Below are 25937 nucleotides of genomic sequence, written 5' to 3' on the forward strand. Positions count from 1 at the left end.
CGGGTGGGCGACGGGCAGTGGCCCGGGGCGCACGGGTGGCGGTCAGAGATGGTGCCGGGCGTACAACGTTCGGTCGTCCGAGGTCGGCGCAGGAAATTTGTTCGAAGTGTCGGATCCGTGTGGATCTTCAGGCTCCGGCCGAGGTGAACTTCGCGGAAGTGGTACGAGCGCGTCACGTCCGCGCAGCACCCGCTTAACACGGGTCCGGCACATTAGTGGGTGTCGGCAGGGCGGGAGCGGCTCCCCGCTCCGGCCGACGACAGAACGGCGCCAAGGAACCTCCGGAGCGGCTCCCGGACCTCCATGGACGCCTAGGACGCGTAAGCCCGGTCCTGACCCGGCCCGCGTCCCTCGCGGGGACCGCCGTCGTCCCGCCCCCCGGTATCGGGGGTGCGGCGGTCCCCGCGCAACTCGTCGAAGGGCCCGGCACTCGTCTCGAGTGCCGGGCCCTTTCGTGCGCGATGCGGGGCTCAGGGGCGCCGGTTTCCCGGCGGCTACTCCTCCCAGTCCGACTCCGACCGGGGCTTGCGGCGGCCGAAGAAGCCCGGGGAGAGGCGCGCTGCCTGGACCACGTTCACTCCGACGATGCCGACCCAGGCGACGAACAGCCCGGGCAGGTGCGCGACTCCGCCGCCGATCGCGGACAGCGGGATCGCGAGGACGAGCGAGACGATCCCGAAGCCGAAACGCTCGCCCCAGGAGTCGGACGACCGGGGTGAACGCGAGCCGCGCGCCACCACCATCTGCTGTTCGGCGAGCTGGCGCCGCACCCTGCGGTCGACGGCGCCGTCGAGGCGCTGCTCGACCTTCTCCAGGAACGAGTCGACCAGCGCGGACTCGTACTCGTCGCCGAGTTCCCTGCGCGCGTGCAGGGTGGCGTTGAGTTCCTTCTTCAGTTCCGCGTCGTCATGGCGGGCTTCCATACCGGTCATGTCTTTCACGTTAGGCAGCCGAGGTCCGCGTGGCACTGGGGATAGCCCCCCTGTTGGGGCTGGGCCGGGCCCCCGGAAGGTGCCCCTTGCCCGGTCTGCATATCGTCATGCAGAGTTCTCGGTACCTGAATAGAAGGGTGTGGGCGTGGTGTCGTCTCGGATCGTGGACATGTCGTGTGCGGTGACGCCTTCGGCGGACGTCGCGCTCGTGGTCCTGGACGGTCGCGGCACCGGTGTCGACGACGTCGTACGGCTCGCCGACGGGGCAGCGCGACCGGTCCCCGGCTCGGATGCGATGAAGCGGGTCGAGGAGTCCTGGTGCGCCGCCCGGCAGATCGCGGCCACCGGCCGCGTCTACGGCCGCTCCACCGGGGTCGGCGCGAACCGGAACGAGGACGTGCCCTCCGAGGCCGCCGCCGGCCACGGCCTGCGCCTGCTGCGCAGCCATGCCGGCGCCATCGGCGAGGAGCTGCCCGCCCGGCAGGTCCGCGCGATGCTCGCCGTCCGCGCGAACCAGCTCCTCGCGGGCGGCGCGGGACTGCGGCCCACCGTCGTGACGGCGCTGTGCGAGGCGCTGGAGAGCGGCGCGTACCCGGTGGTCAACGAGTTCGGCTCGGTCGGCACCGGGGACATCGCCGCCCTGGCCCAGGTGGGCCTGGCCCTCGCGGGGGAGCATCCGTGGAGGGGGCCGGACGGTTCGTTCGCGCGGTCCGGTGGGGTGGACGCGGACGGGGTGGTTGTCGGGGTCCCGGGGGCCGGGGTCCCGGGGACCGGGGGCCCACCGGCACGGGAGTGCTCCCGGCGGGGTGCGGACGCCTCGGTGATGCCGGGTGGTGAGGGGTCGGGTGCGCGGTCCGGCCGGGGTGCGGCGCCCGAGCCGCAGGTGCTCGACAACAACGACGCGCTCGCGCTCATCAGCAGCAACGCGCTCACTCTCGGGCAGGCCGCGCTCGCGCTGCACGAACTGCGCGGGCTGATCGGCGCCACCCAGGTCGTCGCGGCCCTGTCGCTGCTGGCGGTCGACGGCTCCCACGAGGCGTACGCGGCGCCCGTGCACGCCGCCCGGCCGCACCGGGGGTCCGTCGAAGTGGCGCGCCGGATGAGGGAGTTGATCGGCGCCGCGGACCGGCCCACGCCACCGCTCGGGCGGATCCAGGACCCGTACGGCTTCCGCTGCCTCCCGCAGATCCACGGTCCCGCGCACGACGCGGCGGGCGCGCTGGAGGGGGTCCTCGCGGTGGAGATCAACGCCGCCGCGGAGAACCCCCTCATCTCGCCCGAGGACATGGCCGCCTACCACCACGGCGGCTTCTACCAGGCCCAGCTCGCCCTCGCCCTGGACCACTTCAGACTCGCCGTCACCCAGGTGGCGCGGCTGTCCACCTCCCGCCTGTCCACCCTCAACGAACCCGCCTACACCCGGCTGCGCCCGTTCCTCGCCGACCACGAACCGGCGTCCTCCGGCGTGATGATCCTGGAGTACGCCGCCGGTGCCGCACTCGGTGACCTGCGGGCCTTCTCCGCGCCCGCCTCGCTCGGCCACGCTGTACTCTCCCGGGGCGTCGAGGAACAGGCGAGCTTCGCCTCGCTCGCTGCACGCCAGACGCTGCGGGCGTGCGGTGCGTACCGTCTCGTCGTCGGCTGCGAACTTGTCGCCGCGGTACGGGCGCTGCGCCAGCGCGATCTGCGGCCCGACCCGGAGCTGCCGACCGGGCGGGCACTGGAGCTGGCCGAGGCGGTGCTCGACGCGGAGCAGGCCGACCGGCCGCTCACGGAGGATGTGACGGCGGCCGCCGCACTGCTCGACCGGTTCACGGACATCTGGAGGGGGAGCACGTCATGAGCACGGGCAGCGACAGCGCCGGGGGCAGCGACAGGAACGGGGACGGCGAGGCGATGGGGGACGGCGGCGTGGAGAGCGACACGGGTGTGAGCGACAGCCCCGCCGGGCGGCTCCAGGCTCTCTTCGAGGGGCGCCGCCTCACGCCCACCCAGCGACGCATCGCCCACAGCATGGTGCGGCGCGCGGCCGACGTGCCGTTCCTGTCCAGCGTCGAACTCGCCGAACTCGCCGGCGTCAGCCAGCCCTCCGTCACCCGCTTCGCGGTCGCCCTCGGCTTCGACGGCTACCCCGCGCTGCGCAAGCACCTGCGCGAGGTCGCGCCCGCCGAACCGGCCGCCGACACCGCCTCGTACAACGAGTACCAGCAGGCCGTCGAGGCCGAGATCGAGAACCTGCGCCACCTCGCCGCGGTGCTCGCCGATCCGCGCCCGGTCGCGAGGGCGGGCCGCCTGCTGGCCGCGTCCCGTCCGCTGCCCGTCCTCGGGCTGCGCGCCGCCGCCTCCCAGGCCTACGGCTTCGCCTACTTCGCCGCCAAGGTGCACCCCGACGTACGGCTGCTGGACGAGGGCGGCACGATGCTCCAGGACCGCATCGACGCGGCCGTCCGGGCCGGGGCCACGGCCCTGCTGTGTTTCGCGCTGCCCCGGCACCCGCGCGAGGTCGTCGACGCCCTCGGCCACGCGAAGGAGGCCGGGCTGACCGTCGTCACGGTCGCGGACTCCGCGTTCGCGCCGGTGGCGAAGGTGTCCGACCTGCTGCTCCCCGCCGCCGTCGGCACCGGCCTCGCCTTCGACACGGCGTGCGCCCCGATGCTGCTGGGCCGCGTTCTCCTGGAGGCCATGTGCGACGACCTGCCGGACGCGCAGGCGCGGCTGGAGCAGTTCGACGCGCGGGCAGCGGTGCGGGGACTGTTCGTCGAGTAGGCGCCGGAGCATCAATTCGGGCGTTTCTCAGACTCGTCTCACCTTCCGTGGCTAGCCTGCGCGCCCAGAGACACACGGGCGCGGCGGCGGTCGGCGACGTACCCGTGGGCGTGCAGGCGCTGAGACGGGAGGCAGATGGTGGCGCGCGGAGGACAGGGGTTGGCCCGGATGGCCGTCGTGGTGCGGGCGGGAGCCGCACCACTGTGGTGGTGCGGGGTGGTGGCCGCCGGAATCGGGGTGGTGCTGCCCGGACTGACCGGGCGCAGGATCGGCGTCATGGCGGGGGCCGCGCTGTTCCTCGTCGCAGCGGCCGTGGTGCCGTACTGGCGAAGGAAGAGGTACGCCGCTCTGGTGCGCTCCGCCGTCCGTGCCGGCAAGCACGACGTGCTCCAGGACCGTGCCGTGACGGTTCGCAACTGGCGCCGGGGCCACCGCTGGTGGCTGCTCCTCGCCTTCGCGGCGGCGCTGGGCAGCTCGTTCGCCGTGCCCGCGGCGGGCGGCATGCTGCTCGCCGGCGCGGGCGTCGGACTGTGGCTGAAGGCCGGCCGGCTCGGTCACCTGGAGCGGGCCGAGCAGGCGCTGATCTGGGTGCGTGTCGACTGGCTGGGACCGCGCGCCGGTGCCCCTGTGGGCAAGCCGGTCCGGGCCGTCCGGGCCACCGGGGTGGCGGCGGGCGACGCCGCGCCCGGTGGGGCGCGGCGTCGCTGACCCGAACGGGCTTCGCCTGGTGGGTACTAGACCTCGAGATCGGTCTCGATCCGCTTGAGCTGGTGCCTGGCCATCGCCAGGTTGGCCCGCTTCTGGTCGAGGACCAGGTACAGGAACAGACCGTTCCCGCCGCGGCCCTTCATCAGCCGGATCAGGTGGTACTGGTCGGACAGTGTGATCAGGATGTCCTCGATGTCGCCCTTCAGGCCCAGGTGTTCCATCGTGCGCAGCTTGGCGCGGACGACGTCGGTGTTGCCGGCGGCCGCGACCGTGAGGTCGAAGCTCTTGCTGCCACCGATGGTGCCCAGCGCCATGCCGCTGGTGTAGTCGACGAGGGCGGCGCCGGTCGCGCCCTCGATGGACGCCAGAGCCTCTTTGAGGGCGGTCTCGGTGTTCGTCATGATGTGGTACTCCTTCAACTCTCTGATGTTCTCGGGTGGTTGGTCGCAGGGGTAGAAGTGGGGCGCGTGGCGGTGGTGCCGCGCGCCGTGCGAGTGCGCGACGTGCCCGACGAGGGCTTCGCGGATGTCTTGGGCGGGTCGACGGTCAGCTCGCCGCGCGCGGTGGCGGCGTCGACGAGCTCCCCGATCCGGGTGCCGGAACGCCGCCCCTCCAGGTGCAGCCGGCCGACATTGACCCGGTCCTGGGCCAGCAGCGTCAGGACGGCGGAGCCGCCTGCCGCGTAGGTCGCCACATAGCCGTGCACGCCGCGGACCATCAGTTCACGCAGGTCGCCGTGCCCGGTGGCCTCAGCCATCCGAATGGCGACCCCGAGCGCGGCCGCGGTGAGCGCGGCCAGGCCGTCCGGCTCCACGCCGGGCGTGTCGTGGGCGAGGACGAGACCGTCGGCGCTGGCCGCGAGGGCTCCGGTCAGCTGGGGCACACGGGCCCTCAACCGATGGAGTTCGTCGAGGACTTCGGGTTCCGCCGCCATCAGCAGTCTCCTCTCGGCACGCTGTCGTAGCGCGCGGATCACAAGGCCTCCCGCGGGTTGGGACTCACAAGGCCTCCAGCGCGTCTCTGAGTCGTCGCAGCAACGCGACGTCGGGATCGGTGGAGGTCTGGGTGAGCACGCTGGGCGGGGGGAGCGGCTGCGGTGCCGGAGCGGCCGTCACGAGTCCGGCGGCGGCGAGTCGGCGCAGGTCGACGAGCGTGTGGAAGGCGGGCCGCCCCAGCGCGAGGGACACGTCCGCCGCCGTGCGGACGCCGTCCACCCGGCCGAGGACGGCCTCCTGGCGCAGCGGCACCGTCGGCCCCGCTGCGAGCAGGGCGCGCCGGATCGGCGCGGTGTCGGTCGCCGGGTCGGGCCATATGCGGTGCAGCAGTTCGCGCCGGCGCACCGTCTCGCGCTCCAGCGCGGCCACGGGGACGGGGCGGAGCGGGCCGAACCAGTGCGCGGCGCCGTAGCGGAAGCGGCTCGGGGTGCTGCTCGGCCCGAGTACGAAGTACGCCGCGTCGTACAGGGAGCCGAGGTGGCACAGCTCCAGCGCGCCCTCCGCGATCCGCCCGCTGTCGATCAGGAACCGGCCGACCCGGCGGCGCGCCCCGGCCGCGGCGACCGCCTCCCGCCACACCTCGGCGTCCAGCACGCCGCGGACGGAGAACAGCACGTCGAGCCCTGGAGTGGCCGGGCTCTCGGCGTGCACCACCTCGCCGTCGGCGAGGTAGAGGGTGCCGCGCTCGCGGATGAGGACGCCGGTGGCCCGCTCCTCGGCGAGCCGGCTGAGCATCGGCGAGGCGCCGGCTGCGGCGCTCGGTGCCCTGTCCCGCACCGGGAGCCGGGGCGGAGGAGGTGTCCTGACAGTGGTCATACGAGCACCAGCCGTCCGGCCATCTCGCCGAGCCGGATGCGTGCCAGGGCGAGATTGCCGTCCGAGCGGCCCAGCCACAGGTGCAGGAACACGCTGCTGTCGAAGGTGGTCCGGACGAAACGCAGGACGTGGTAGCTGTCGCGGTTGCTGATGATCAAGTCTTCGATCGGGGTCTCCTGGTCGGACCACTCGGACCAGTCGGAGCCGTCCTTGGGGGCGAACGAGCGGTTCTCCGCGGCGAGCCGGGCCAGCTCGGCGGCCTCCGCCGCGGTCGTCTCGTGGTCGTCGCCCGGCGCGTCACCCACCGTGCCCAGGGCCAGGCCGCTGGTCCAGTCGACCACCGAGGCACCCCGCGCACCGGGCAGTGTCATGGCTTCCAGCAGGCACTCGTCGATTCCGGGCACCGTGTCTCCCCTCCCGCCAAGGGTTCGGCCGAGTGACGCCGAAGTTACGCACTGTGTGCACGGGAAGGGAGTGATCGGGCATTTTCCTGTGGAACATGCCCACGATGACTAAGGTGGGTCAACTGACCACATTCTCCGGCGCGCCGACATCGCCTGTGGGCGGTTTGTGCTGCCCCGGGGGGGGAGTGCCAGGGGTGCTCGCGAGTGCGAGCGGGCTCACGCGGTATCGAATGCGCCCCGGGGCCGGAACCTGCCGGCGTGCGGACCCCGGCCGTCCTGCGGATCCCGTCGGTCGAGGTGTGCTCCGGGGTCCGCCGGTGTGTGCCGCCCGTCCCCGGAGTTCGTGCCGCAGTCACCGGAGCGCGGGCGTTGGCTAGAGCGTGGTGAGCGACGGCCCGTGCGCGCCGCCCGACTCCGCGACGATCTCGTCGAGGCTCTGCGGCTCCCGTACGACCGCGAAGCGCATGCCACCCGCGTTGCCCGCGCCACTCGTACTGCCTGCGTCGCCCGCGTTGCCCGTGCTGCTCCTGCCGTCCGTGCGGCCTGTGGCGTCGCCGGACGGTGCGAAGCCGTAGATGCCGGGACGGGCGAGGGAGTTGTACGCGTAGTGGTGGGCGAAGTAGTACGCGCCGGTGTCCAGCGCGGCCACGTGGTCGCCCTGTTCGAGCAGCGGCAGCGCGCGCTCCTCGGCCAGCAGGTCGCCGGCGAAGCAGGCGGGGCCCGCGACGTCCTGGACGACGTCCGGTCCCGTCTTGGGCCGGCCCTTCGCGTCGTACGCGGCGATCCGCAGCGGCCAGGCCCCCGGCGCGTAGACCGTACGGGTCGCCACCTGCACCCCGGCGTGGGTGACCGCGACGGCCCGGCCCCCGGCGGACTTCGTGTACTCGACCCGGGTCAGTACCGTCCCGTGCTTGGCCAGCAGTGACCGCCCGAACTCCGTGATCAGTCCGTACCGCCCGCCGAACAGTCCCGGCACCACCTCGGCGAGCAGCCGCGCGTACTGCGCGTACGTCGGTGCCGTGGTGTCGGAGCCGAAGTCGACCGGCAGTCCGCCGCCGATGTCGATCGTGTCGACCTGCCGCCGCCCTACGTGCCGGTTGATCTCCTCCGCCAGCGCGTACGTCTCCGCCACGCCCTGCGCCATGAGGGAGAGCGGCATGCCCTGTGAGCCCGAGTGCGCGTGAAGTCGGGTCAGCCAGGGGCGGTCGGCGTACGCCCGCACGATCCACGCGCGGGCCCCCTCGTCCCGCAGCGCCACCCCGAACTTGGAGGTCGCCGTCGCCGTGGACAGCGCCTCGATCGAACCCCCGCCGATCTGCGGGTTCACCCGGAGCCCGATGGGGGAGCCGGTGGCCGCCGAGCGGACGATCGCGTCGATGCGGTCCAGTTCCTGCGGGCTGTCCGCGTTGACCGCGATGCCCAGTGTCAGCGCCTCGCGCAGTTCGGCGAGTGTCTTGGCCGGTGAGTCGAGCACGGTCCGCGCGGGCGGGATTCCGGCCGTCCGGGCGAGCGCGAGCTCTCCGGGGCTCGCCACCTCCGCGCCGATGCCCTGCTCGCGCAGCAGCCGCAGTACCGGCACGAGGGGCGCCGCCTTCACCGCGAAGGCGTGCAGCACGGGAGTGCCGGGAGCGGTCACCGCGTCGAAGGCGGCGCGCAGCGCGGCGGCCGAGGCCCGGATGCCGGGGACGTCGAGGAGCGCGACGATGGGGTGGGCCGGTGTGAGGAGGCCCTGTTCCACGGCGGCACGCACGGCGTCGTCCCGCCGGGAGACCCGCTCCGAGTCCGGCTCGGAGACCCGCTCCGAGTCCGGATCCGAGATTCGCTCCGAGTCCGGCTCGGACCCCGGCTTGGAGTCCGGCCTGCCCTCGCCCCTGCCTTTGTTCTCGTCCGCCGTCCGGTCCTGGCCGGTCGTCCGGCTCCCGTCCGTCGTCCCGCCGCCGTCCGTCCTCCTGTCCCCGTCCGTCGTCCCGCCCCCATTCGCCGTCGTGCCGCCCGAAGGCGTCCTCGAAGTCCCCGTCGGGGACATCGCAGCCCCATTCGCCCCGCCGCCCGCCGGATCCCCTGCCCTGTCCATGTCTGCGCCCATGCGTCCCAGCCAAACATCCGCGGGAAGGGTGTGCGGGGCCGGGCATCTATTGACTAGTCCTATTCAAAGAGTCAGGATATGAATATCTACAGCAACAGTTCGCTAGGAGGCAGACCATGTCAGGACCCCGCCCCGTCCGAGCGCCGCGCGGTACGGAACTGAGCGCCCTGGGATGGCAGCAGGAAGCCGCCCTGCGGATGCTGCAGAACAACCTCGACCCCGAGGTCGCCGAGCACCCCGACAAGCTCGTCGTCTACGGCGGCACCGGCAAGGCCGCCCGCGACTGGCGCTCCTTCGACGCCATGGTCCGCACGCTCCGCACGCTCAAGCAGGACGAGACGATGCTCGTCCAGTCCGGCCGCCCCGTCGGAGTCATGCAGACCCACGAGTGGGCCCCGCGCGTCCTCATCGCCAACTCCAACCTGGTCGGCGACTGGGCGAACTGGGAGGAGTTCCGGCGCCTGGAGGCCCTCGGCCTCACCATGTACGGCCAGATGACCGCCGGTTCCTGGATCTACATCGGCACCCAGGGCATCCTCCAGGGCACCTACGAGACCTTCTCCGCCGTCGCCGCGAAGAAGTTCAACGGCACCCTCGCCGGCACCATCACGCTGACCGCCGGTCTCGGCGGCATGGGCGGCGCCCAGCCGCTCGCCGTGACGATGAACGACGGCGTCGCGATCTGTATCGACGTCGACCCGCGCGCCATCGAGCGCCGCATCGAGCACCGCTACCTGGACGTGAAGGCCGACTCCCTGGAGCACGCCCTCCAGCTCGCCGTCGAGGCCCGCGACCAGCGCAAGCCGCTCTCCATCGGCCTGCTCGGCAACGCCGCCGACCTGCTGCCGCGGATGCTCGCCGAGGGCGCCCCCATCGACATCGTGACCGACCAGACCTCGGCCCACGACCCGCTCGCCTACCTCCCCGTGGGCATGGACTTCGACGACATGGCCGACGCGGCCGCCAAGGACCCGGCGGGCTTCACCACCCGCGCCCGCGAGTCCATGGCGAAGCACGTCGAGGCCATGGTCGGCTTCATGGACGCCGGCGCCGAGGTCTTCGACTACGGCAACTCCATCCGCGGCGAGGCCCAGCTCGCCGGGTACGACCGCGCCTTCGCCTTCCCCGGCTTCGTCCCCGCCTACATCCGCCCGCTGTTCTCCGAGGGCAAGGGCCCCTTCCGCTGGGCGGCCCTGTCCGGCGAGGCCTCCGACATCCACAAGACGGACAAGGCGATCCTCGACCTCTTCCCGGAGAACGAGTCCCTGCACCGCTGGATCAAGCTGGCCGGCGAGCGTGTCCACTTCCAGGGCCTGCCCGCCCGTATCTGCTGGCTCGGCTACGGCGAGCGCGACAAGGCCGGCGAGCGCTTCAACGACATGGTGGCGTCCGGCGAACTCGCCGCTCCCCTCGCCATCGGCCGCGACCACCTCGACTGCGGCTCCGTCGCCTCCCCGTACCGCGAGACCGAGGCCATGCTCGACGGCTCCGACGCGATCGCCGACTGGCCGCTGCTGAACGCCATGGTGAACGTGGCCTCCGGCGCCTCCTGGGTCTCCATCCACCACGGCGGCGGTGTCGGCATGGGCCGCTCCATCCACGCCGGCCAGGTCTCCGTCGCCGACGGCACCAAGCTCGCCGGCGAGAAGATCCGCCGCGTCCTGACGAACGACCCCGGCATGGGCGTCATCCGCCATGTCGACGCCGGCTACGACATCGCCGAGTCCGTCGCGGAAGAGCGCGGTGTGCGCATCCCGATGCGCGAAGGCCACGAGGGTGGCACCGCGTGACGTTCCACAGCATGTGGGCGGAGCTGCTGCCGATCGGCCGCAGCTCCGCCTCCGGCGGCTACCGCCGGTTCGCCTGGACCGGGGCCGACACCGAGTGCCGCGCCTGGTTCCGGCAGCAGGCCGAGTCCCGCGGGCTCACCTACGAGCTCGACCGCAACGGCAACCAGTGGGCCTGGCTCGGCGACCCCGCCGACGGTGACGCCGTGGTCACCGGGTCCCACCTGGACTCCGTGCCCGACGGCGGCGCCTTCGACGGCCCCCTCGGTGTCGTCTCCTCCTTCGCCGCGCTCGACGAACTCCGCGCCCGCGGCGCGGAGTTCACCAAGCCCCTCGCCATCGTCAACTTCGGCGACGAGGAGGGTGCCCGGTTCGGCCTCGCCTGTGTCGGCTCCCGGCTGGCCGCCGGCCGGCTCACCGTCGAGCAGGCGCACCGGCTGACCGACGCCGACGGCATCACCCTGCCGCAGGCCATGGAGCGGGCCGGATACGACGTCGGCGCCATCGGCCCCGACCCCGAGCGGCTCGGCCGGATCGGCGCCTTCGTCGAGCTGCACGTCGAGCAGGGCCGCGCCCTCGACCTCAGCGGCGACCAGGTCGGCATCGCCAGCGCCATCTGGCCGCACGGCCGCTGGCGCTTCGACTTCCGGGGCGAGGCCAACCATGCCGGCACGACCCGGCTCGTGGACCGCCACGACCCGATGCTGCCGTACGCCGAGACCGTCCTCGCCGCCCGCCGCGAGGCCCGACTCGCGGGTGCCGTCGCCACGTTCGGCAAGATCGCCGTCGAGCCCAACGGCGTGAACGCCATCCCCTCCCTGGTACGCGGCTGGCTCGACTCCCGCGCCGCCGACCAGGCGACCCTCGACACGGTCGTCACCGGCGTCGAGAAGGCGGCCCGCGAGTACGCGGACGCGCAGGGCGTCGAACTCGACGTGGTCCGCGAGTCGTTCACCCCCGTCGTCGAGTTCGAGCACGCCCTGCGTGACGAACTCGCCCGCATCCTGGGCAAGGAGCGGGACGCCGTCCTGAGCGTCCCCGTACTGGGAACGGGCGCCGGACACGACGCCGGAATCCTCTCCGGCACCGTCCCGACCGCCATGCTGTTCGTACGCAACCCCACGGGTGTCTCGCACTCCCCGGCCGAGTACGCCGCCGAGGACGACTGCGTGGCCGGGGTGACCGCACTCGCCGACGTACTCGAAGGGCTGGCCTGCAGGTGACGCAGACGTACTGGCTGGAACACGCCTGGCTCGACACGAACGTCGAGCCGGGCGTCGCCGTGACCGTGTCGGCCGGCGGCTCCGAGGCTGGTGCCGACGGCCGTGTCACCGACGTCCGCACCGGCGTCGACACCCCGCCGCCGGGCGCCGAGATCCTGCGCGGACTCACCCTCCCCGGCCTCGCCAACGCCCACTCGCACGCCTTCCACCGCGCCCTGCGCGGCACCGTCCAGGTCGGCTCCGGCACCTTCTGGACCTGGCGCGAGCTCATGTACTCCTTCGCGGACCGGCTGACCCCGGACACGTACCACGCGCTGGCCCGCGCGGTGTACGCGGAGATGGCGCTCGCCGGAGTCACCGCCGTGGGCGAGTTCCACTACGTGCACCACGCCCACGACGGCACCCCGTACGCCGACCCCAACGCCATGGGCGAGGCGCTCATCGCCGCCGCCGCGGACGCCGGGATCCGCATCACCCTGCTCGACACGGCCTACCTCTCCTCCGGCTTCGGGCAGCCGCCCAACCCGCACCAGCGGCGCTTCTCCGACGGCACCGCCGACGCCTGGGCGGAACGCTCTTCACTTCTCAAGGATCAAGATCACGCACGGATCGGTGCGGCGATCCACTCCGTACGGGCCGTGCCCGCCGGACAGCTCGCCACCGTGGCGCGCTGGGCCGAGGAGCGGCGCGCCCCGCTCCATGTGCACCTGTCCGAGCAGACGGCGGAGAACGAGGCCTGCCACGCCGCGCACGGCTGCACGCCCACCCGACTGCTCGCCGACCACGGGGTCCTCGGCCCGCGCACCACCGGCGTCCACAACACACACCTCACGGACGAGGACATCGCCCTGCTCGGCGACTCCGGCACCGGCACCTGCATGTGCCCGACCACCGAACGCGACCTCGCCGACGGCATCGGCCCCGCCGTCGCCCTCCAGCGCGCCGGCTCGCCCCTCTCGCTCGGCTCCGACAGCCACGCCGTCATCGACCTCCTCGAAGAGGCACGCGCGATGGAGCTGAACGAGCGGCTGCGCACCCGCACCCGCGGTCACTGGACCGCCGCCGCCCTGCTGCGCGCCGCCTCCGCCGACGGCCACACGGCACTCGGCTGGGAGGACGCGGGCAGCATCGAGACGGGCGCGCTCGCCGACTTCACGACGATCGCCCTCGACTCGGTCAGAACAGCGGGACCGGTGCCACGCCTCGGCGCCGAGACTGCCGTATTCGCGGCCACGTCCGCCGATGTCCGGCACACGGTCGTGGCGGGCCGGCATGTCGTACGCGACGGCGCGCACACCCTCGTACCGGATGTGCCGGCAGCTCTCGCGGACGCCGTCGAAGCCCTGCGCGCCTGACACCCGGACACGGGCGCGGCCTCGCGCGCCCGACGCCCCCCACCAGCAGTCCCGCCACCCCTGAGGACGCCATGAGCAGCACGACCGTCATCACCAACATCGCCAGTCTGGTCACCAACGATCCCTCCCTCGGCGACAACTCTCCCCTCGGTCTGATCCAGGACGCGGCGCTCGTCATCGACGGCGACCGCATCGCGTGGACCGGTGAATCAAGCAAAGCACCCGCCACTGACAACCGGGTCGACGCCGGTGGCCGCGCGGTGATCCCGGGTTTCGTCGACTCCCACTCGCACCTGGTCTTCGCCGGTGACCGCACCCAGGAGTTCAACGCCCGGATGTCGGGCCGCGCGTACAGCGCGGGCGGCATCCGTACGACTGTCGCCGCCACCCGCGCCGCCTCCGACGAGGAGCTGGAACGCAACCTCACGCGCTACCTGCGCGAGGCCCTCCGCCAGGGCACCACGACCTTCGAGACCAAGTCGGGCTACGGCCTGACCGTCGAGGACGAGGCCCGCGCGCTGCGCATCGCCGCGTCGCACACCGACGAGGTCACCTACCTCGGCGCGCACATCGTCCCGCCCGACTACGCCGACGACCCGGCCGGCTATGTCGCCCTGGTGACCGGCGAGATGCTCGACGCCTGTGCCCCGTACGCCCGTTGGGTGGACGTCTTCTGCGAGAAGGGCGCCTTCGACGGCGACCAGGCGCGGGCGATCCTCACGGCCGGCAAGGCGAAGGGCCTGCACCCTCGCGTGCACGCCAACCAGCTCTCGTACGGCCCCGGCGTCCAGCTCGCCGTCGAGCTGGACGCGGCGAGCGCCGACCACTGCACCCACCTGACGGACGCGGACGTCGACGCCCTCGCGAGCGGCGACACCGTGGCGACCCTGCTCCCCGGCGCCGAGTTCTCCACCCGCGCCGAGTGGCCGGACGCCCGCCGGCTGATCGACGCGGGCGTCACGGTCGCGCTGTCCACCGACTGCAACCCCGGCTCGTCCTTCACGTCGTCCGTGCCCTTCTGCGTCGCGCTCGCGGTGCGGGACATGCGGATGACCCCGGACGAGGCCGTGTGGTCGGCGACCGCGGGCGGAGCGAAGGCCCTGCGCCGGGACGATGTCGGCCGTCTCACGCCGGGCGCGTACGCGGACCTGGCCCTGCTGGACGCTCCCAGCCACGTCCACCTCGCCTACCGTCCGGGCGTCCCGCTCGTCACCGGCGTCTGGCGGCGCGGCGTCCGCCAGGTCTGAGGATCCGGCGGTCCGTGGGGCCGCGGCCTGACGGGCGGCGGGCCGAACGGGCGAGGGTGTGGGTCCAGCGGGCCTGAGGGTGCGGGTCCTGCTGGTCTGAGGGTGTGGGTCCAGCGGGCCCGAGGGTGGGATCGGCTGGTCTGAGGGTGTGGGTCCAGCGGGCCCGAGGGCGCGGCCTGCCGGTCCGAGGGTGCGGGTCCTGCCGGTCCGATTGCGAGGACTCGGCTGGTCCGAGGGTGCGGGTCCTGCCGGTCTGAGGGTGTGGGATCAGCGGGTCCGAGAGTGCGGGCTCGGCCGGTTCGAGGGGTGTGGGCCGACGGGATCCGGACGGGATCCGGAGGGTCCGTCAGGTGGTGCCCGCGCGCCAGCGCTGGCCGGTGCCCCCGTTCAGCGGCACCAGGGACAGTCCGTCGTCGCCGTCCGGCGTGACCGCCGTCTCGATGGCCACGGCCGGGCGGATGACGCCGTCCCGGTCGACGGTGAACCGCAGGTTGTCGGCGTGGTCTCCGTCGAGCGAGGAGCACTCCCATATGCCCACGCCCTTGTCGACGGAACCGCGGCTGTCCAGGCAGAAGCTGTCGTCGGCGGCGGACCGGAGCGAACCGCTGTCGGTGTCGACGTGCCAGCGCTGGGTGGAGGAGGAGGTGCACGGCGCCGTGACGACGTCCGTGCCCTTCGTCAGATCGCCGTCGCGGATGTCCAGGCACAGGCCGGAGGCGACGTTCACCACCTGGGCGTAGGCGCTGCCCGGCGGGCGGAACGTGACCGTCGGGGTCGGCTTCGGGCTCGGAGACTTCGGCGGCGCGGAAGTGCGGGTCGGGGAGGGTGCCGCGGAGGTCGCCGAGGGCGAGGACGAGGGCGTGGGGGCCGACGGGGTGACCGGGACCGTGGCCGTGACGGTCACCGGAGGCGGGTCCGAGGGTGTGGAGACCGAGCCCGCCGCGTCCGCGGAGGGTGTGCCGCCCGAGGAGAGCAGCAGGAACAGGACCGGCGCCAGGGCCACGCCGAGCGCCGCCGCCGAGGTCAGGACGAACCGGCGGGACGGCGGCCAGGGCAGCACCGACGCCCTTGAGCCGGTGGGGGGTTCGGGCGGGACGGGCCCCGCCCCGGACACGTCGTTCGTGACGTACGCCGTACCCGCCCACGGCAGCAGGCCCTCGGCCAGCGCGGAGCGCGGATGGTCGCGAAGGGCGGTCAGTTCCCCGTACGCCGTCGAGCAGTGCGGGCAGCGCGCCATGTGAGTGTTCAGGTCGTTGCTGGAGCGGGGGTTGTCGGGCCGCACCGACTCCTCGATCAGCCGGCGGAAGTCTCCGCAGCGCGGATCGTCGGAGGCGGCCAGCCGGGACTTCAGACAGGCCTGGCCCAGGGACTGGAGCGCCTGGTCCGTGCCGTAGGTGATGTCCTCGGGGCTGAGGCCGAGCAGGACCGCCGTCCGTTCCGTGGGCTCGCGCTCCACGACGGCGTACCAGATGAGTCCCTGGGCGCGGGACGGGAGGGACTGGAAGGCGGGGAGCAGGGACGGGACGGGACCGTCGGGGCCCGCCGTGCTGAGGACGAGGAGCAGACCGGGGTCGAGGCCCGCGGCCCGCTGGTCCCGGGCCCACGAGGCGGCCACCCGCCCGGTCAGCAGCAGGAGTTGGTGCCGCCAAGGGACGTTCGGGTCGATGCCGCGCGCTGTCTCGCGGGCCGCCAGGGTGAACGTCTGCGCCGCGAGCTGCCCGGCCCCGGACTCACCGGTGGTGCACAGCCGGGCGTAGCCGAGCACCGAGGCGCGGTGGCGTCCGCGGAGTTCCTGGAGGGCGGCGTACGCGGTCGAGGTGCCGCCGCGCAGCAGCTCGGTCAGCCGTGCGTCGGACGCTCCCGCGGGCAGCCCGTTGCCCTCGGCCGCGGTTTCTCTGTCGGCCGGGTCGCCCTGCGCCATGTTCGTCCGCCTCCTTGCACCTGGTGCTTCACTCGCCCAGTCCTGACGTACCAGCCAGTTTGGGATGCCCATAGTGGCGGGGATGGCCCTGTGGGGAAAGAGTTGAAGGGTGGATTTCCACGTGGAGCGGCACCGAACTTCCTTGTGTGACACAGAAGTTGCCTGAGGCGGCAGAAAAGCCTTCTGTGCGGCACGGGAATTCTCCGGAAACCGGGGAGGCCGGAACGGAGACCGGGGCGGGCTGCCTGAAGGGAGACCGGTATGGGCGGTACGGAGAACGGGCCGGACTGTCCGAAGCGCGGCCGTTGCCCGGGCTGTCTGAAAGGAGGCCGGGCCGGGTGCGCGGAGGCCGGGCCGGGAGGCCGGAACGGAGACCGGGGTGGGTGGTGAAAGGCGGAGCGGTCCGGTGCCGTCGGCTCCGGACCGCTCGGATGCGCGGCCCCGGGGGCCGCGAAGCCCTGTCACTCCTCGACGGTCAAGCCCTTCCGGAGTCGCACGAGGGTGCGCGACAGCAGCCGGGAGACATGCATCTGGGAGATGCCGAGTTCGTCGCCGATCTCGGACTGGGTCATGTTCGCCACGAACCGCAGCGAGAGGATCTGCCGGTCGCGCTGCGGGAGTTCAGCGATCAGCGGCTTGAGGGACTCCACGTACTCGATGCCCTCGAGTCCGTTGTCCTCGTAGCCGATGCGGTCCGCGAGCGCGCCCTCGGAGTCGTCCTCCTCGGGCTGGGCGTCCAGCGAACTGGCCGTGTAGGCGTTCGACGCGGCCATGCCCTCGACGACCTCGTCGTTGCTGATGCCGAGGCGTTCCGCCAGCTCACCCACGGTCGGGGCGCGGTCGAGGCGCTGGGCCAGTTCGTCGCCGGCCTTGGCCAGGTCGAGGCGGAGTTCCTGGAGCCGGCGGGGTACCCGCACCGACCAGGAGGTGTCGCGGAAGAAGCGCTTGATCTCGCCGATGATCGTCGGCATCGCGAAGGTGGGGAACTCGACGCCGCGGCTCAGCTCGAACCGGTCGATCGCCTTGATCAGGCCGATGGTGCCGACCTGGATGATGTCCTCCATCGGCTCGCTGCGGGAGCGGAAGCGGGAGGCGGCGAACTTCACCAGCGCGAGGTTGAGTTCGACGAGGGTGTTGCGGACGTACGCGTAGTCGTGGGTGCCCTCTTCGAGGGACTCCAGCCGTGCGAAGAGTGTCTTGGACAGAGCCCGTGCGTCCACCGGCCCCACCTCGTCGTACGGGGGGATCTCCGGAAGTCCGGCGAGTCCGGTGAGTCCGTCGACTCCGTCGGTTCCGGTTCCGTCGACGCGCTCCAGGGATTCCGGAGAAGGTGTCGACGTCGCCGTCCGGGTCTGCGATGCGTCGAGCCGGGGTGACATGGTGTCCTCCATCGTTCTCGGCATATGGCCGCCGATGCCAATACGTGCACTGCGGTGTGCGGCGCCTCCAAAGCCGGCCGGGTCGGATAGCTGTCTCTACTAGCCCTACCCGGTTTCCCGAACTCGCCGCAAGTGCCCTCTGTGGCGAAATGTCCATTTCCGGGGGGTTGTTCGGGTGTCGGGTGACGTGGAGAAGGCGTAGTGTTCGAGTGCGTACATCAGTAGTCGCGACGCTCGGGAGAGAGACGGCATGGACCGCGGGACAGTCGGCAGCGCACAGTCTGGCCGGCTTCTTGTCGAGGTGCGGGAAGAGGGCGCAAGTGCCGTCGTGACCCCCGCGGGTGAGCTCGATCACCACACGGCCGATTTGTTGCGTGAGCCACTCGAGGAGTGCCTCGAAAAGGGGTGCGCGCGACTTGTCATCGACTGCTCCCGTCTGGAGTTCTGCGACTCCACCGGGCTCAATGTGCTGCTCGGTGCCCGGCTGAAGGCCGAGGCCGCGGGTGGTGGGGTCCACTTGGCGGCGATGCAGCCGGTGGTGGCCCGGGTCTTCGAGATCACCGGGGCGGAGGCCGTCTTCACCGTTCACGACACGCTCGAGGCGGCCCTGTCCGGCTGATCCGGCGACCTTCGATCATGGCGCCGTCGATGTCCCGGACGTCCCTGCGTGATCGGCGCATTACTCGCGTCACAGGTTCCGTGCCGAATAAGTGGGTGTTCGGACGGTTCCGTCGGGCAGGAGACATCCTGGATGCATCGGTGGCGCATATGTCGGCTGTCGGTGCGGCGGAAGTCGTTGATCCACAAATGGCGAAAGCCGTTGATCCATCCGTACTGAGCACTGCTTACTGGGTACTGCGTACTGAGTCTTGAGAGTCTTGAATCGTGAACCGGTGAATCGGTGAGGTGAAGCGCTGATGAGCACCACCCGGCCTTGCTCGCCGGGCGACCGCGGCCCGGAGTCGGGCGACGGCGGCGCTTCCGCGGTGTCCGCGCGGAGCGTGGCGCCCGTGGACGGCGCGACGCCCGTCGACGGCGCCGCCCCGGCCGACGCGGCCCCCGCGTCCGTCGGCCGCCAGGCCCGCAGACTGAGCCTCGAGGGCGAGAGCGGCGTCGTGCCGCTCGCCCGTGACTTCGCCCGGCAGGCGCTGTACGCGTGGGGCTGGCTGCCCGCCGCGAGCGCCGACCGGCGGGCGGCCGCCGAGGACGTCCTGCTGGTCGTCTCCGAGCTGGTCACCAACGCCTGTCTGCACGCCGAGGGCCCGGACGAACTCCGGATCTCCTGCGACAACAAGGTGCTGCGCATCGAGGTCTCCGACCGGGGGGCCGGCCAGCCCGCACCGCGCACCCCGCATCGCGCCGGCCGCCCCGGCGGCCACGGCATGTTCATCGTGCAGCGGCTCTGCCTGGACTGGGGGGTCGTGCGGATGCCCGGAGTCGCGGGCAAGACGGTGTGGGCGGAGCTCGGGGCCCCGGCGTAGCCCGCTCGCCCTGACCTCGCCCTCACCGAGCGGGCCTGCCCACTCGGCCCGCTCGGCCCACTCGGCCCGGCCGGCCCGGCTGGTTCGCCCGCCCGCCCGGCCCGCTCGCCCGGCCTACTCGCTCTGACCGAGCGGCCCGCCCGCTCGGCCCACTAGGTCCGGCCGGCTGGTTCGCCCGCCCGGCCTACTAGCCCGGCCCGTCCGGTTTGTGTGCCGAGTCGGTTCGCCTCGGCCGTCCGGCCTGCCTGCTGGTTTCCCTCGCCCTGGTCAAGTGGCCTGCCTTTTCGGCTCACTCGACTTGGCCGACTTGGCCGACTTGGCCGGCTGGTTCGGCTGGTTCGGTCGGTTCGCGCCGGTGCGTCCTCCCGGGCGGTGTTCGCGAACTGCCCACCCGGCAGCCGCCTTTGGTTGCCCGCGGTTCGAACCCTTCTTCGTACGTCACCCGGTGCGCGCCCGATCCCCACGGATCCGGCGCGCACTTTGTCTTCCCTCCGCAAGTCCCCGGGCGTACCTTGACGGCCGATCTGATGTTCCGTCAGAAAAATGCCAAGGATGCCGTCAGGAATGAGGGGCAGGCCCGTGTCGTACCGGACGTACCAGAAACGAACCGCCGCGCTCGCGTTCGCCGCGGCCCTGGCCGGCTCGGCGGTGCTGATGGCCGCCCCCGCAGCCCAGGCCGACGTGGTGGACGTCAACTACCAGTGCAAGACGCCGATCGGCGACAAGAGCGCCGTCTCGCCCATCGACATCAAGGGCGTCAAGAGCGGCAGCGCCTACAAGCTCACCATGTCCTGGCAGAAGGGTGTCTCCTCCAGCCCCGTCGAACTCGGCAAGGGTGCGATGACACCGAGCGCCGTCATCAAGCTGGGCGGAGCGGACAGCGGCACGGTGGCGGTCAGCGGACCGGCCAACGCGGCCGCCATCCCCGCCAACACCCCCATCAAGATCAATGACTTGAGCGGCACCTACACGCCGAAGAAGTCCGGCAAGGTCACCTTCACCGCGGGCGTTCTCACCATCAAGGCCCTCGGCACCACGACCACGTGCACGCCCTCGAACAGCCCGGGACCCTCGCTGACCCTCGACGTCACGGCCACCGGCGGTTCGGGCTCGTCGACTTCGGGTTCGGGTTCCTCGGGTTCCAGCGGTGCCCAGAGCGGCACCGACTCCGGCGGGTCCCTCCCGCAGACCGGTCCCGAGGACTCGATGATCGCGCTCGGCACCCTCGGCGGCACGGTCCTGCTCGCGGGCGCGGCGGGCGCGCTGTGGCTGACGCGCAGGCATCAGGCGGTACGCCGCTGACCTTCCCGCACCGCGACCTGGAGCCGCCGCATGTCATACGCACTCCCCGCTGCCCGCGTGCTGGGCCTGACCCTGGTGCTGCTGAGCGCGGCACCGACGGCCCTGGCCGCCGAGGGCTGGTCCGTCGTGCCGGCCGCGGGCGGCGCGGCCGACGGACGGCCATCCGTCTACGCGGAGGGCGCGCCCGGCACGGTTCTTCAGGATTCCGTGTCCGTGCTCAACCCGGGCGCGCGGCCCCTCACCGTCACGTTGCGCGGCGCCGACGCGGACAACACCGCCGGCGGGGCCTTCACCGTGCGCGAACGGCCGACGGACACGGGCGCGTGGATCGCGTTCGCCGGACACGCGGGCGGCCGCAGGACCGCGGTGCGGGACCTGTCCGTACGGGTGCCGGCGCACACCCGCGCCGACGTCCCGTTCACCGTCGCCGTCCCGGCCGGCGCGGCGCCCGGCGACCATCCCGGCGCGATCGTCGCGAGCGGCGGCGGCCGCACCTCGGCGGTCCGGGTCCAACTCCGCGTGGGGGGACCGACGTTGTCGGCACTGACGGTCGAGCACGTCAGGGTGGGCGGCGGACGGATCTCGTACGAGCTGGTCAACCGCGGCACCACGGTCCTCGCTCCGCGGCTCGCCGTGCGGGCCGACGGTGTGTTCGCCACCCTGCTCGACCGCGCCCCGCGCGCCCTGCCCGTCGAACTCCTGCCGGGCCGCCGCGTGACGCTCCACGAGCCGTGGACCGGTCCTCCGGCGCTCGACGCGGCCGACGTGCGGCTGACGGTGACGGCGGCGGGCGGCGTGCGCTCCACCGCGACCGTGTCGGTCCGGTTCGTGCCGTGGGGGGCGGCGGCCGGGGCCGGAGGCGTCCTGGCGGCGCTGGGTGCCCTCTTCGTCGTACGGCGTCGGGGACGGCCCGGGGTACGGGGGCCATGGCGTCGCGGGCACCGGGCGGGGGCGACGGGGCAAGTGAACAGCCCCGCACCGAAGTCGAGTTGACGGGAGCGGTGTCGTGAGCGTCCTGGGCGGCAAGATGCGGACGGCGGCACTGGGGGCGGTGCTGGCTCTCGTCCTGGTCCCGCTGGCGGGGGCGGCCTCGGTGTTCCCCGCGTCCGCGGCCGGAAAACCGAGCGTGACGTTGTCCAGGTCGGAGGCGGGGGCCGGTGGTTCGGTCACGGTGACCGGCAGCGGATGGCGGCCCGGGGTGCTGCTGATGATGCTGGTCTGCGGGCAGTCAGTGCCCTCGCGCGGGGTGATCGGCGGCACCAACTCCTGCGCCAACGCCGACGGACGGGCCGTCACCACCGACGCCAAGGGCGGCTTCAGCAAGAAGCTGCCGGTCGCCGAGCCGCCCAAGCCGTGCCCCTGCGTGGTGCATGTCGCCACGGTCACCGGCGAGAAGGCGGAGGCGGACGCCATCTTCATGGTGGCCGGCCACGCGGTCGAGCCGCTGCCGAAGGAGGAGGGCGGCGGCCGGCTCTCGGTGCTGACCGACACCCGGCTCGACGGGTCGAGCGGTCTGCTGACCTGGTTCGGATCGCCTCCCTCGCGCACCCTCGTTTTCACGGTCGGCAACGTCGGCACCGCCACGGTGAAGAACCCCGTCTTCCAAGTCGGCACCTCCCACGGGGTGTTCGCCCCGCAGTGGGAGGAACAGCAGTGGCGCGGCAGCATCGCGCCCGGCCACAAGGCACAGATCGAGCTCCCGGTCGAACTGTCGGCCGGGGCGCACGGCGACTACACGATCTCGCTGAAGTACGGCGGGAAGGTGCTCGCCGAGCAGCCGTGGGGCGTGGGCCGCCCCTGGGGCGTCACCGTCTTCTGGATCCTGCTCTGCGTGGTCGTCCCGGCCGCGGTCTTCCGTGCCGGCATGGCCGTGGTGGACCGGGTGCGCCCGCGCAGGTCGACCGGGCGGACCGGCCGGCACCGGGGTCTGAGGCTGCCCGAACTCACGCTGCGCCTGCCCAGGGTGGGCCCCACCCCGCAGACACCGGCGGACGCTTCGGCGTCCCCGGCCCCGGCCCTGCCGTGGTTCACCCCGGACAACGATCCGGGGACCGCGGCGAACGGTCAGCTCTCCGCACCGCAAGAGAACGGTCCGACGACACAGACGAGAAAGGGACCCACGTGAGCACGCAACGGAGAGTGGTACCGGCCGCAGGCCGCAGAGCGGGCGCGGCCGGGGTCGCGCTGATGCTCGGCGGTGCGGGCATCCTGCTGGGAGTGGCCGCCGCCCCGGCGCAGGCCGCCGAGGTGTCGTACAAGACGGAATGCGTTCCGCCCGCGATCTCCGGGCTGCCTCCGGTGGAGGGCACCACGAAGGTGGAGATCACCGCGCCCGCCGAGGCGAAGGTGGGCGACGAGGTCACCATCACCTGGAAGTTCACCCAGGCCGCCTCGAAGAACCCCGATGTCCTCGACCTCGACAAGGACACCGTCAAGCCCACCGGCACGCTGAAGGCGGCCGGCGCCCAGACGGCGGCCGTCGCGATGGAGGGGCCGCGGCAGAACCCCGCGATCCCCAAGAACAGCGACATGAAGCTGTCCGACATGACGGGCAAGCTGAAGCTGACGGCGGCGGGCGATGTCACGCTCACCCCGGACGCGTACAACATCAACGTCAGCAAGCCGATATCCACCGACACCAAGTGCACGCCAAAGGAGACGGTCAACCCCTCCGCGACCATCAAGGTGACGAGCGGCGGAGGGACGGGCGGCACCCCGACCCCGACCCCGACTCCGACCCCCACCCCGACGGCGCCGACCGGGTCGGCCACCCCGTCGCCGAGCGGCAGCGGGACCGACGGGGGCGCCGACACCGGCGGTTCCGGCGGGCAGACCGACTTCACGGGCAAGGAGGTCTCCGTCCCGTACGCGTGCAAGACGCCCATCGGAGACAAGAACGCCACCTCGGCCGTCCAGATCAACGCCAAGAAGAACGGCGGGAGTTTCGGCCTCACCGTGCAGTTCAAGGCGTCGGTGATGGACAGCCCGGCGGACATCCCCGCGGATTCCGTGAAGCCTTCGATGGAGGTGGTCCTGGGCGGCGCCGACAAGGGCACGGTGCATGTGGAGGGGCCGACGAACTCCGCGCCCATCAAGTCCGGCGACCCGATCGAGATCCCCGATCTGACGGGCACCTACAAGCCGGGCGCGACCGGTAGTTCGACCCTGTCCCCCGGAGTGCTGACGGTGATGGCCCTGGGCACGACGACGACCTGCACCCCGACCAAGTCGGAGGTCTCCCTGACCCTGGACACCTCGCAGCAGGCGAGCGGCGCCTCGGGCGGCGGGTCCACCTCGTCCGGCTCCGGTTCCGCCGGTACGTCGTCCAGCGGTGGCCTGGCGGAGACGGGTTCCGGCAGCCACGGCGCGCTCAAGGCGCTCGGACTGGTGGCGGGCACGGTCATCCTGCTGGGCGGCGCGGTCTTCACCTTCATGCCGGGACGCCGGACGCGCTGATCCCGGCCCGCGCTCTTCGATCCGGTCCTCGCCGCGGCAGCCGGCCGGCCTCGGAAACGGCGAGGGGCCGCCGCACCGAACGGTGCGGCGGCCCCTCGCCGTGTCGTGGGACCGACGTCAGTGGACGTCGCCCATGAGCGCCTTGACCTTCTTGCGGTACATCCACACCGCGACACCGGCGATCACGGCGAGCGTGGCCTCCAGGGCGACGATGCCCGTCTTGTTGAGGTCGACCTCGGCGATGGAGAGCAGACCGGTCGTGGCGTCACCGGCGGTGACGGCCAGGAACCAGACACCCATCATCTGGGAGGCGTACTTCGCCGGAGCCATCTTCGTGGTGACGGAGAGGCCGACCGGGGAGAGCAGCAGTTCACCGACGGTCTGGACGAAGTAGATCGCCACCAGCCACATCGCGGCCGCCTTGTGACCGCCCTCGGCGATCGTCAGCGGGGCCAGGAAGAGGAAGAACGACGCGCCGATCAGGATCAGACCCGAGGCGAACTTCGTCGCCGTGCTCGGCTCCTTGCCGCGCTTGTTCAGCCACAGCCACGCCCAGGCGAAGACCGGCGCGAGCGCCATGATCATGACCGGGTTGACGGACTGGTACCAGGAGACCGGGAACTCCCAGCCGAAGATCGTGTTCTTCGCGGACTCGTCGGCGAAGATCGACATCGTCGAGCCGCCCTGGTCGTAGATCATCCAGAAGACGGCCGCGGCGACGAAGAACCAGATGTACGCGGACATCTTCGACTGGTCGGCACGGTTCAGCGACTTGTCCCGCTTGATGCGCCCGATGACCATGACCGGGATGACCAGACCGGCGATCGTGATCGGGACCAGCAGCCAGTTCAGCGTGTAGTGGCCCGAGAAGCCGACGATCGCGTAGAAGACGACGGCGACAGCGGCCCACAGCGCTGACTTGCGCAGCGTCGCCTTCTTCTCCTCGGCCGTCAGAGGCGTGGGGACCTCGTGCGAGCGGGCGCTGAGGTGACGGCCGCCGAGCAGGTACTGGACGAGGCCCAGTGCCATGCCGAGCGCGGCGAGGGCGAAGCCCAGGTGCCAGTTCACGTTCTCACCGACGGTGCCGATGATCAGCGGAGCGGCGAAGGCGCCGAGGTTGATGCCGACGTAGAACAGCGTGAAACCACCGTCACGGCGAGCGTCGTCCGGGCCCTCGTAGAGGTGGCCCACCATCGTGGAGATGTTGGCCTTCAGCAGACCGGAACCGATCGCCACGAGGCCGAGGCCGCCGTAGAAGGTGCCGGAGGAGGGCAGAGCCAGCGTGAGGTGGCCCAGCATGATGATCACGCCCGCGACGGCGACCGTCTTGCGGGGACCGAGGACACGGTCGGCGAACCAGCCGCCCGGCAGGGCGAGCAGGTACACCAGGGAGAGGTACACCGAGTAGATCGCGGTCGCGGTGGCCGCGCTGAGGTGCAGACCGCCCGGTGCCACCAGGTACAGCGGGAGCAGTGCCTTCATGCCGTAGTAGGAGAAACGCTCCCACATCTCGGTCATGAAGAGAGTGGCCAGTCCGCGGGGGTGGCCGAAGAAGGTCTTCTCGGAACCGGGGGTTCCCGGAGTCACCGAGTCCTTCGTCAGGCTGGACGCCATGGTCGTTCCTTGCTGGTCTGGGACGCGCGGTTGGGGGGTCCCCCGTGCTCCGGTGGAACCGGGAGCTCGGGAGGGTTGCGCGCCCATGAGGGACGGCCGGCACCGGCGGGAGTTCGGCGTCCGTCCCCACGCCCACGGGGAGTCCGCTCCGGATTGCGAAGCGGCGGACGGCGACCACCGGGATCCACGCCCGTAACGCATCAGTGCGTCCGGGCCCGGCCACAGGTCTTTCCTTCAAGGCTGGCTGACACCAGCCCGCACACAGAAGAGACCTTCAGCAACAAGTGCGCGCCAAAGGTCCCGATGCAGTGCTTGAGGCGTCTGGTCACCATACGACATGGCAATGCGGCATATGGAAGGACTTGAGACATGGATCACAGGCGATCATGGAACCGCAGTCGATCATTCGAAGGTGTTCTTCAGGATCGCATCCCATACCCACAGGTAAGAAACACCCGGGTGGCG

The 25937-nt window shown here is 72.0% G+C and carries 22 protein-coding genes; 13 read left to right on the plus strand and 9 right to left on the minus strand.

Going from position 1 to position 25937, the window contains the following annotated elements; all coding sequences use genetic code 11:
- Positions 1-494: 494 nt before the first annotated feature.
- The gene (locus N4G66_RS11990) at positions 495-932 is read right to left on the minus strand and encodes a hypothetical protein (RefSeq protein ID WP_391858798.1); all 438 of its coding nucleotides are present in this window, start codon (positions 930-932) and stop codon (positions 495-497) included.
- Between the two features lie 169 nt (positions 933-1101).
- On the opposite strand from N4G66_RS11990, the gene N4G66_RS11995 reads away from it, so the two are divergent.
- The 3 genes from N4G66_RS11995 to N4G66_RS12005 all read left to right on the plus strand — a co-directional run bounded on the left by N4G66_RS11995 (position 1102) and on the right by N4G66_RS12005 (position 4406).
- On the plus strand, positions 1102-2775 hold the full coding sequence (locus tag N4G66_RS11995; RefSeq protein ID WP_261704076.1) for an aromatic amino acid ammonia-lyase: 1674 nt from the start codon (positions 1102-1104) through the stop codon (positions 2773-2775).
- Positions 2776-2828: 53 nt separating this feature from the next.
- The gene (locus N4G66_RS12000; protein WP_261704077.1) at positions 2829-3698 is read left to right on the plus strand and encodes a MurR/RpiR family transcriptional regulator; all 870 of its coding nucleotides are present in this window, start codon (positions 2829-2831) and stop codon (positions 3696-3698) included.
- A gap of 168 nt (positions 3699-3866) precedes the next feature.
- Positions 3867-4406 carry a hypothetical protein gene (locus tag N4G66_RS12005; RefSeq protein WP_261704078.1) on the plus strand — a complete coding sequence of 180 codons (540 nt, stop codon included), beginning with the start codon at positions 3867-3869 and terminating at the stop codon, positions 4404-4406.
- A 26-nt stretch (positions 4407-4432) separates the two neighbouring features.
- Here the strand turns inward: N4G66_RS12005 and N4G66_RS12010 are convergent, their stop codons facing one another.
- The 5 genes from N4G66_RS12010 to N4G66_RS12030 all read right to left on the minus strand — a co-directional run bounded on the left by N4G66_RS12010 (position 4433) and on the right by N4G66_RS12030 (position 8647).
- Entirely contained in the window at positions 4433-4807 is a 375-nt protein-coding gene (locus N4G66_RS12010) for a hypothetical protein (protein WP_261704015.1), read from the minus strand.
- A 14-nt stretch (positions 4808-4821) separates the two neighbouring features.
- Positions 4822-5340, minus strand: a complete 519-nt coding sequence (locus N4G66_RS12015) for a roadblock/LC7 domain-containing protein (RefSeq protein ID WP_261704016.1) — start codon at positions 5338-5340, stop codon at positions 4822-4824.
- Positions 5341-5404: 64 nt separating this feature from the next.
- Positions 5405-6217: a transcriptional regulator gene (locus N4G66_RS12020; protein WP_261704017.1), complete on the minus strand. Its 813-nt coding sequence runs from the start codon at positions 6215-6217 to the stop codon at positions 5405-5407.
- The gene (locus N4G66_RS12025; protein WP_261704018.1) at positions 6214-6621 is read right to left on the minus strand and encodes a hypothetical protein; all 408 of its coding nucleotides are present in this window, start codon (positions 6619-6621) and stop codon (positions 6214-6216) included. The genes N4G66_RS12020 and N4G66_RS12025 overlap by 4 nt, the downstream gene beginning before the upstream one ends.
- A 373-nt stretch (positions 6622-6994) precedes the next feature.
- Complete coding sequence (locus N4G66_RS12030; RefSeq protein ID WP_261704019.1) at positions 6995-8647, minus strand: diaminopimelate decarboxylase; 1653 nt, start codon at positions 8645-8647, stop codon at positions 6995-6997.
- A 176-nt stretch (positions 8648-8823) separates the two neighbouring features.
- Here N4G66_RS12030 and hutU point away from each other — a divergent pair, with 176 nt between their 5' ends.
- The 4 genes from hutU to hutI all read left to right on the plus strand — a co-directional run bounded on the left by hutU (position 8824) and on the right by hutI (position 14319).
- Positions 8824-10497, plus strand: a complete 1674-nt coding sequence (hutU, locus tag N4G66_RS12035) for a urocanate hydratase (RefSeq protein ID WP_261704020.1) — start codon at positions 8824-8826, stop codon at positions 10495-10497.
- The gene (locus N4G66_RS12040; protein WP_261704021.1) at positions 10494-11717 is read left to right on the plus strand and encodes an allantoate amidohydrolase; all 1224 of its coding nucleotides are present in this window, start codon (positions 10494-10496) and stop codon (positions 11715-11717) included. Before hutU ends, N4G66_RS12040 begins: the two co-directional genes overlap by 4 nt.
- A complete protein-coding gene (locus N4G66_RS12045; protein ID WP_261704022.1) occupies positions 11714-13072 on the plus strand; it encodes a formimidoylglutamate deiminase in 1359 nt (452 codons plus the stop codon). Before N4G66_RS12040 ends, N4G66_RS12045 begins: the two co-directional genes overlap by 4 nt.
- 71 nt (positions 13073-13143) lie before the next feature.
- Entirely contained in the window at positions 13144-14319 is a 1176-nt protein-coding gene (hutI, locus tag N4G66_RS12050; protein ID WP_261704023.1) for an imidazolonepropionase, read from the plus strand.
- A gap of 346 nt (positions 14320-14665) precedes the next feature.
- Here the strand turns inward: hutI and N4G66_RS12055 are convergent, their stop codons facing one another.
- Positions 14666-16240: an RICIN domain-containing protein gene (locus N4G66_RS12055; RefSeq protein ID WP_261704024.1), complete on the minus strand. Its 1575-nt coding sequence runs from the start codon at positions 16238-16240 to the stop codon at positions 14666-14668.
- A 461-nt stretch (positions 16241-16701) separates the two neighbouring features.
- Entirely contained in the window at positions 16702-17631 is a 930-nt protein-coding gene (locus N4G66_RS12060; RefSeq protein ID WP_261704025.1) for an RNA polymerase sigma factor SigF, read from the minus strand.
- A gap of 238 nt (positions 17632-17869) precedes the next feature.
- Between N4G66_RS12060 and N4G66_RS12065 the strand changes: the two genes are divergently transcribed.
- From N4G66_RS12065 to N4G66_RS12090, 6 genes are all read left to right on the plus strand, one after another.
- Entirely contained in the window at positions 17870-18238 is a 369-nt protein-coding gene (locus N4G66_RS12065; RefSeq protein WP_261704026.1) for an STAS domain-containing protein, read from the plus strand.
- Between the two features lie 298 nt (positions 18239-18536).
- Positions 18537-19100: an ATP-binding protein gene (locus N4G66_RS12070; RefSeq protein ID WP_261704027.1), complete on the plus strand. Its 564-nt coding sequence runs from the start codon at positions 18537-18539 to the stop codon at positions 19098-19100.
- A 564-nt stretch (positions 19101-19664) separates the two neighbouring features.
- Positions 19665-20402 (plus strand): LPXTG cell wall anchor domain-containing protein, encoded by a 738-nt coding sequence (locus N4G66_RS12075; RefSeq protein WP_261704028.1) that lies wholly within the window; start codon positions 19665-19667, stop codon positions 20400-20402.
- Between the two features lie 30 nt (positions 20403-20432).
- On the plus strand, positions 20433-21395 hold the full coding sequence (locus tag N4G66_RS12080) for a COG1470 family protein (protein ID WP_261704029.1): 963 nt from the start codon (positions 20433-20435) through the stop codon (positions 21393-21395).
- 34 nt (positions 21396-21429) lie between these two features.
- A complete protein-coding gene (locus tag N4G66_RS12085) occupies positions 21430-22527 on the plus strand; it encodes a hypothetical protein (RefSeq protein ID WP_391858804.1) in 1098 nt (365 codons plus the stop codon).
- A gap of 62 nt (positions 22528-22589) precedes the next feature.
- Positions 22590-23858: a hypothetical protein gene (locus N4G66_RS12090; RefSeq protein ID WP_261704080.1), complete on the plus strand. Its 1269-nt coding sequence runs from the start codon at positions 22590-22592 to the stop codon at positions 23856-23858.
- A gap of 117 nt (positions 23859-23975) precedes the next feature.
- On the opposite strand, the gene N4G66_RS12095 is transcribed toward N4G66_RS12090, so the two are convergent.
- Positions 23976-25472, minus strand: a complete 1497-nt coding sequence (locus N4G66_RS12095) for an oligopeptide:H+ symporter (RefSeq protein WP_261704030.1) — start codon at positions 25470-25472, stop codon at positions 23976-23978.
- Positions 25473-25937: the final 465 nt, after the last annotated feature.

Origin of the sequence: Streptomyces rhizosphaerihabitans (genome assembly GCF_025399795.1) — a bacterium.
In the GTDB taxonomy this organism is placed as follows: Bacteria; Actinomycetota; Actinomycetes; order Streptomycetales; family Streptomycetaceae; genus Streptomyces; species Streptomyces rhizosphaerihabitans.

Coding starts and splice junctions, on each gene's coding strand:
- N4G66_RS12070 (WP_261704027.1), top strand. CDS start 18,537: ATGAGCACCACCCGGCCTTGCTCGCCGGGCGACCGCGGCCCGGAGTCG.
- N4G66_RS12080 (WP_261704029.1), top strand. CDS start 20,433: ATGTCATACGCACTCCCCGCTGCCCGCGTGCTGGGCCTGACCCTGGTG.
- N4G66_RS12075 (WP_261704028.1), top strand. CDS start 19,665: ATGAGGGGCAGGCCCGTGTCGTACCGGACGTACCAGAAACGAACCGCC.
- N4G66_RS12000 (WP_261704077.1), top strand. CDS start 2,829: ATGGGGGACGGCGGCGTGGAGAGCGACACGGGTGTGAGCGACAGCCCC.
- N4G66_RS12090 (WP_261704080.1), top strand. CDS start 22,590: ATGCTCGGCGGTGCGGGCATCCTGCTGGGAGTGGCCGCCGCCCCGGCG.
- N4G66_RS12010 (WP_261704015.1), bottom strand. CDS start 4,807: ATGACGAACACCGAGACCGCCCTCAAAGAGGCTCTGGCGTCCATCGAG.
- N4G66_RS11995 (WP_261704076.1), top strand. CDS start 1,102: ATGTCGTGTGCGGTGACGCCTTCGGCGGACGTCGCGCTCGTGGTCCTG.
- N4G66_RS12065 (WP_261704026.1), top strand. CDS start 17,870: ATGGACCGCGGGACAGTCGGCAGCGCACAGTCTGGCCGGCTTCTTGTC.
- N4G66_RS12060 (WP_261704025.1), bottom strand. CDS start 17,631: ATGGAGGACACCATGTCACCCCGGCTCGACGCATCGCAGACCCGGACG.
- hutI (WP_261704023.1), top strand. CDS start 13,144: ATGAGCAGCACGACCGTCATCACCAACATCGCCAGTCTGGTCACCAAC.
- N4G66_RS12015 (WP_261704016.1), bottom strand. CDS start 5,340: ATGGCGGCGGAACCCGAAGTCCTCGACGAACTCCATCGGTTGAGGGCC.
- hutU (WP_261704020.1), top strand. CDS start 8,824: ATGTCAGGACCCCGCCCCGTCCGAGCGCCGCGCGGTACGGAACTGAGC.
- N4G66_RS12055 (WP_261704024.1), bottom strand. CDS start 16,240: ATGGCGCAGGGCGACCCGGCCGACAGAGAAACCGCGGCCGAGGGCAAC.
- N4G66_RS12030 (WP_261704019.1), bottom strand. CDS start 8,647: ATGTCCCCGACGGGGACTTCGAGGACGCCTTCGGGCGGCACGACGGCG.
- N4G66_RS11990 (WP_391858798.1), bottom strand. CDS start 932: ATGACCGGTATGGAAGCCCGCCATGACGACGCGGAACTGAAGAAGGAA.
- N4G66_RS12020 (WP_261704017.1), bottom strand. CDS start 6,217: ATGACCACTGTCAGGACACCTCCTCCGCCCCGGCTCCCGGTGCGGGAC.
- N4G66_RS12095 (WP_261704030.1), bottom strand. CDS start 25,472: ATGGCGTCCAGCCTGACGAAGGACTCGGTGACTCCGGGAACCCCCGGT.
- N4G66_RS12085 (WP_391858804.1), top strand. CDS start 21,430: ATGCGGACGGCGGCACTGGGGGCGGTGCTGGCTCTCGTCCTGGTCCCG.
- N4G66_RS12005 (WP_261704078.1), top strand. CDS start 3,867: ATGGCCGTCGTGGTGCGGGCGGGAGCCGCACCACTGTGGTGGTGCGGG.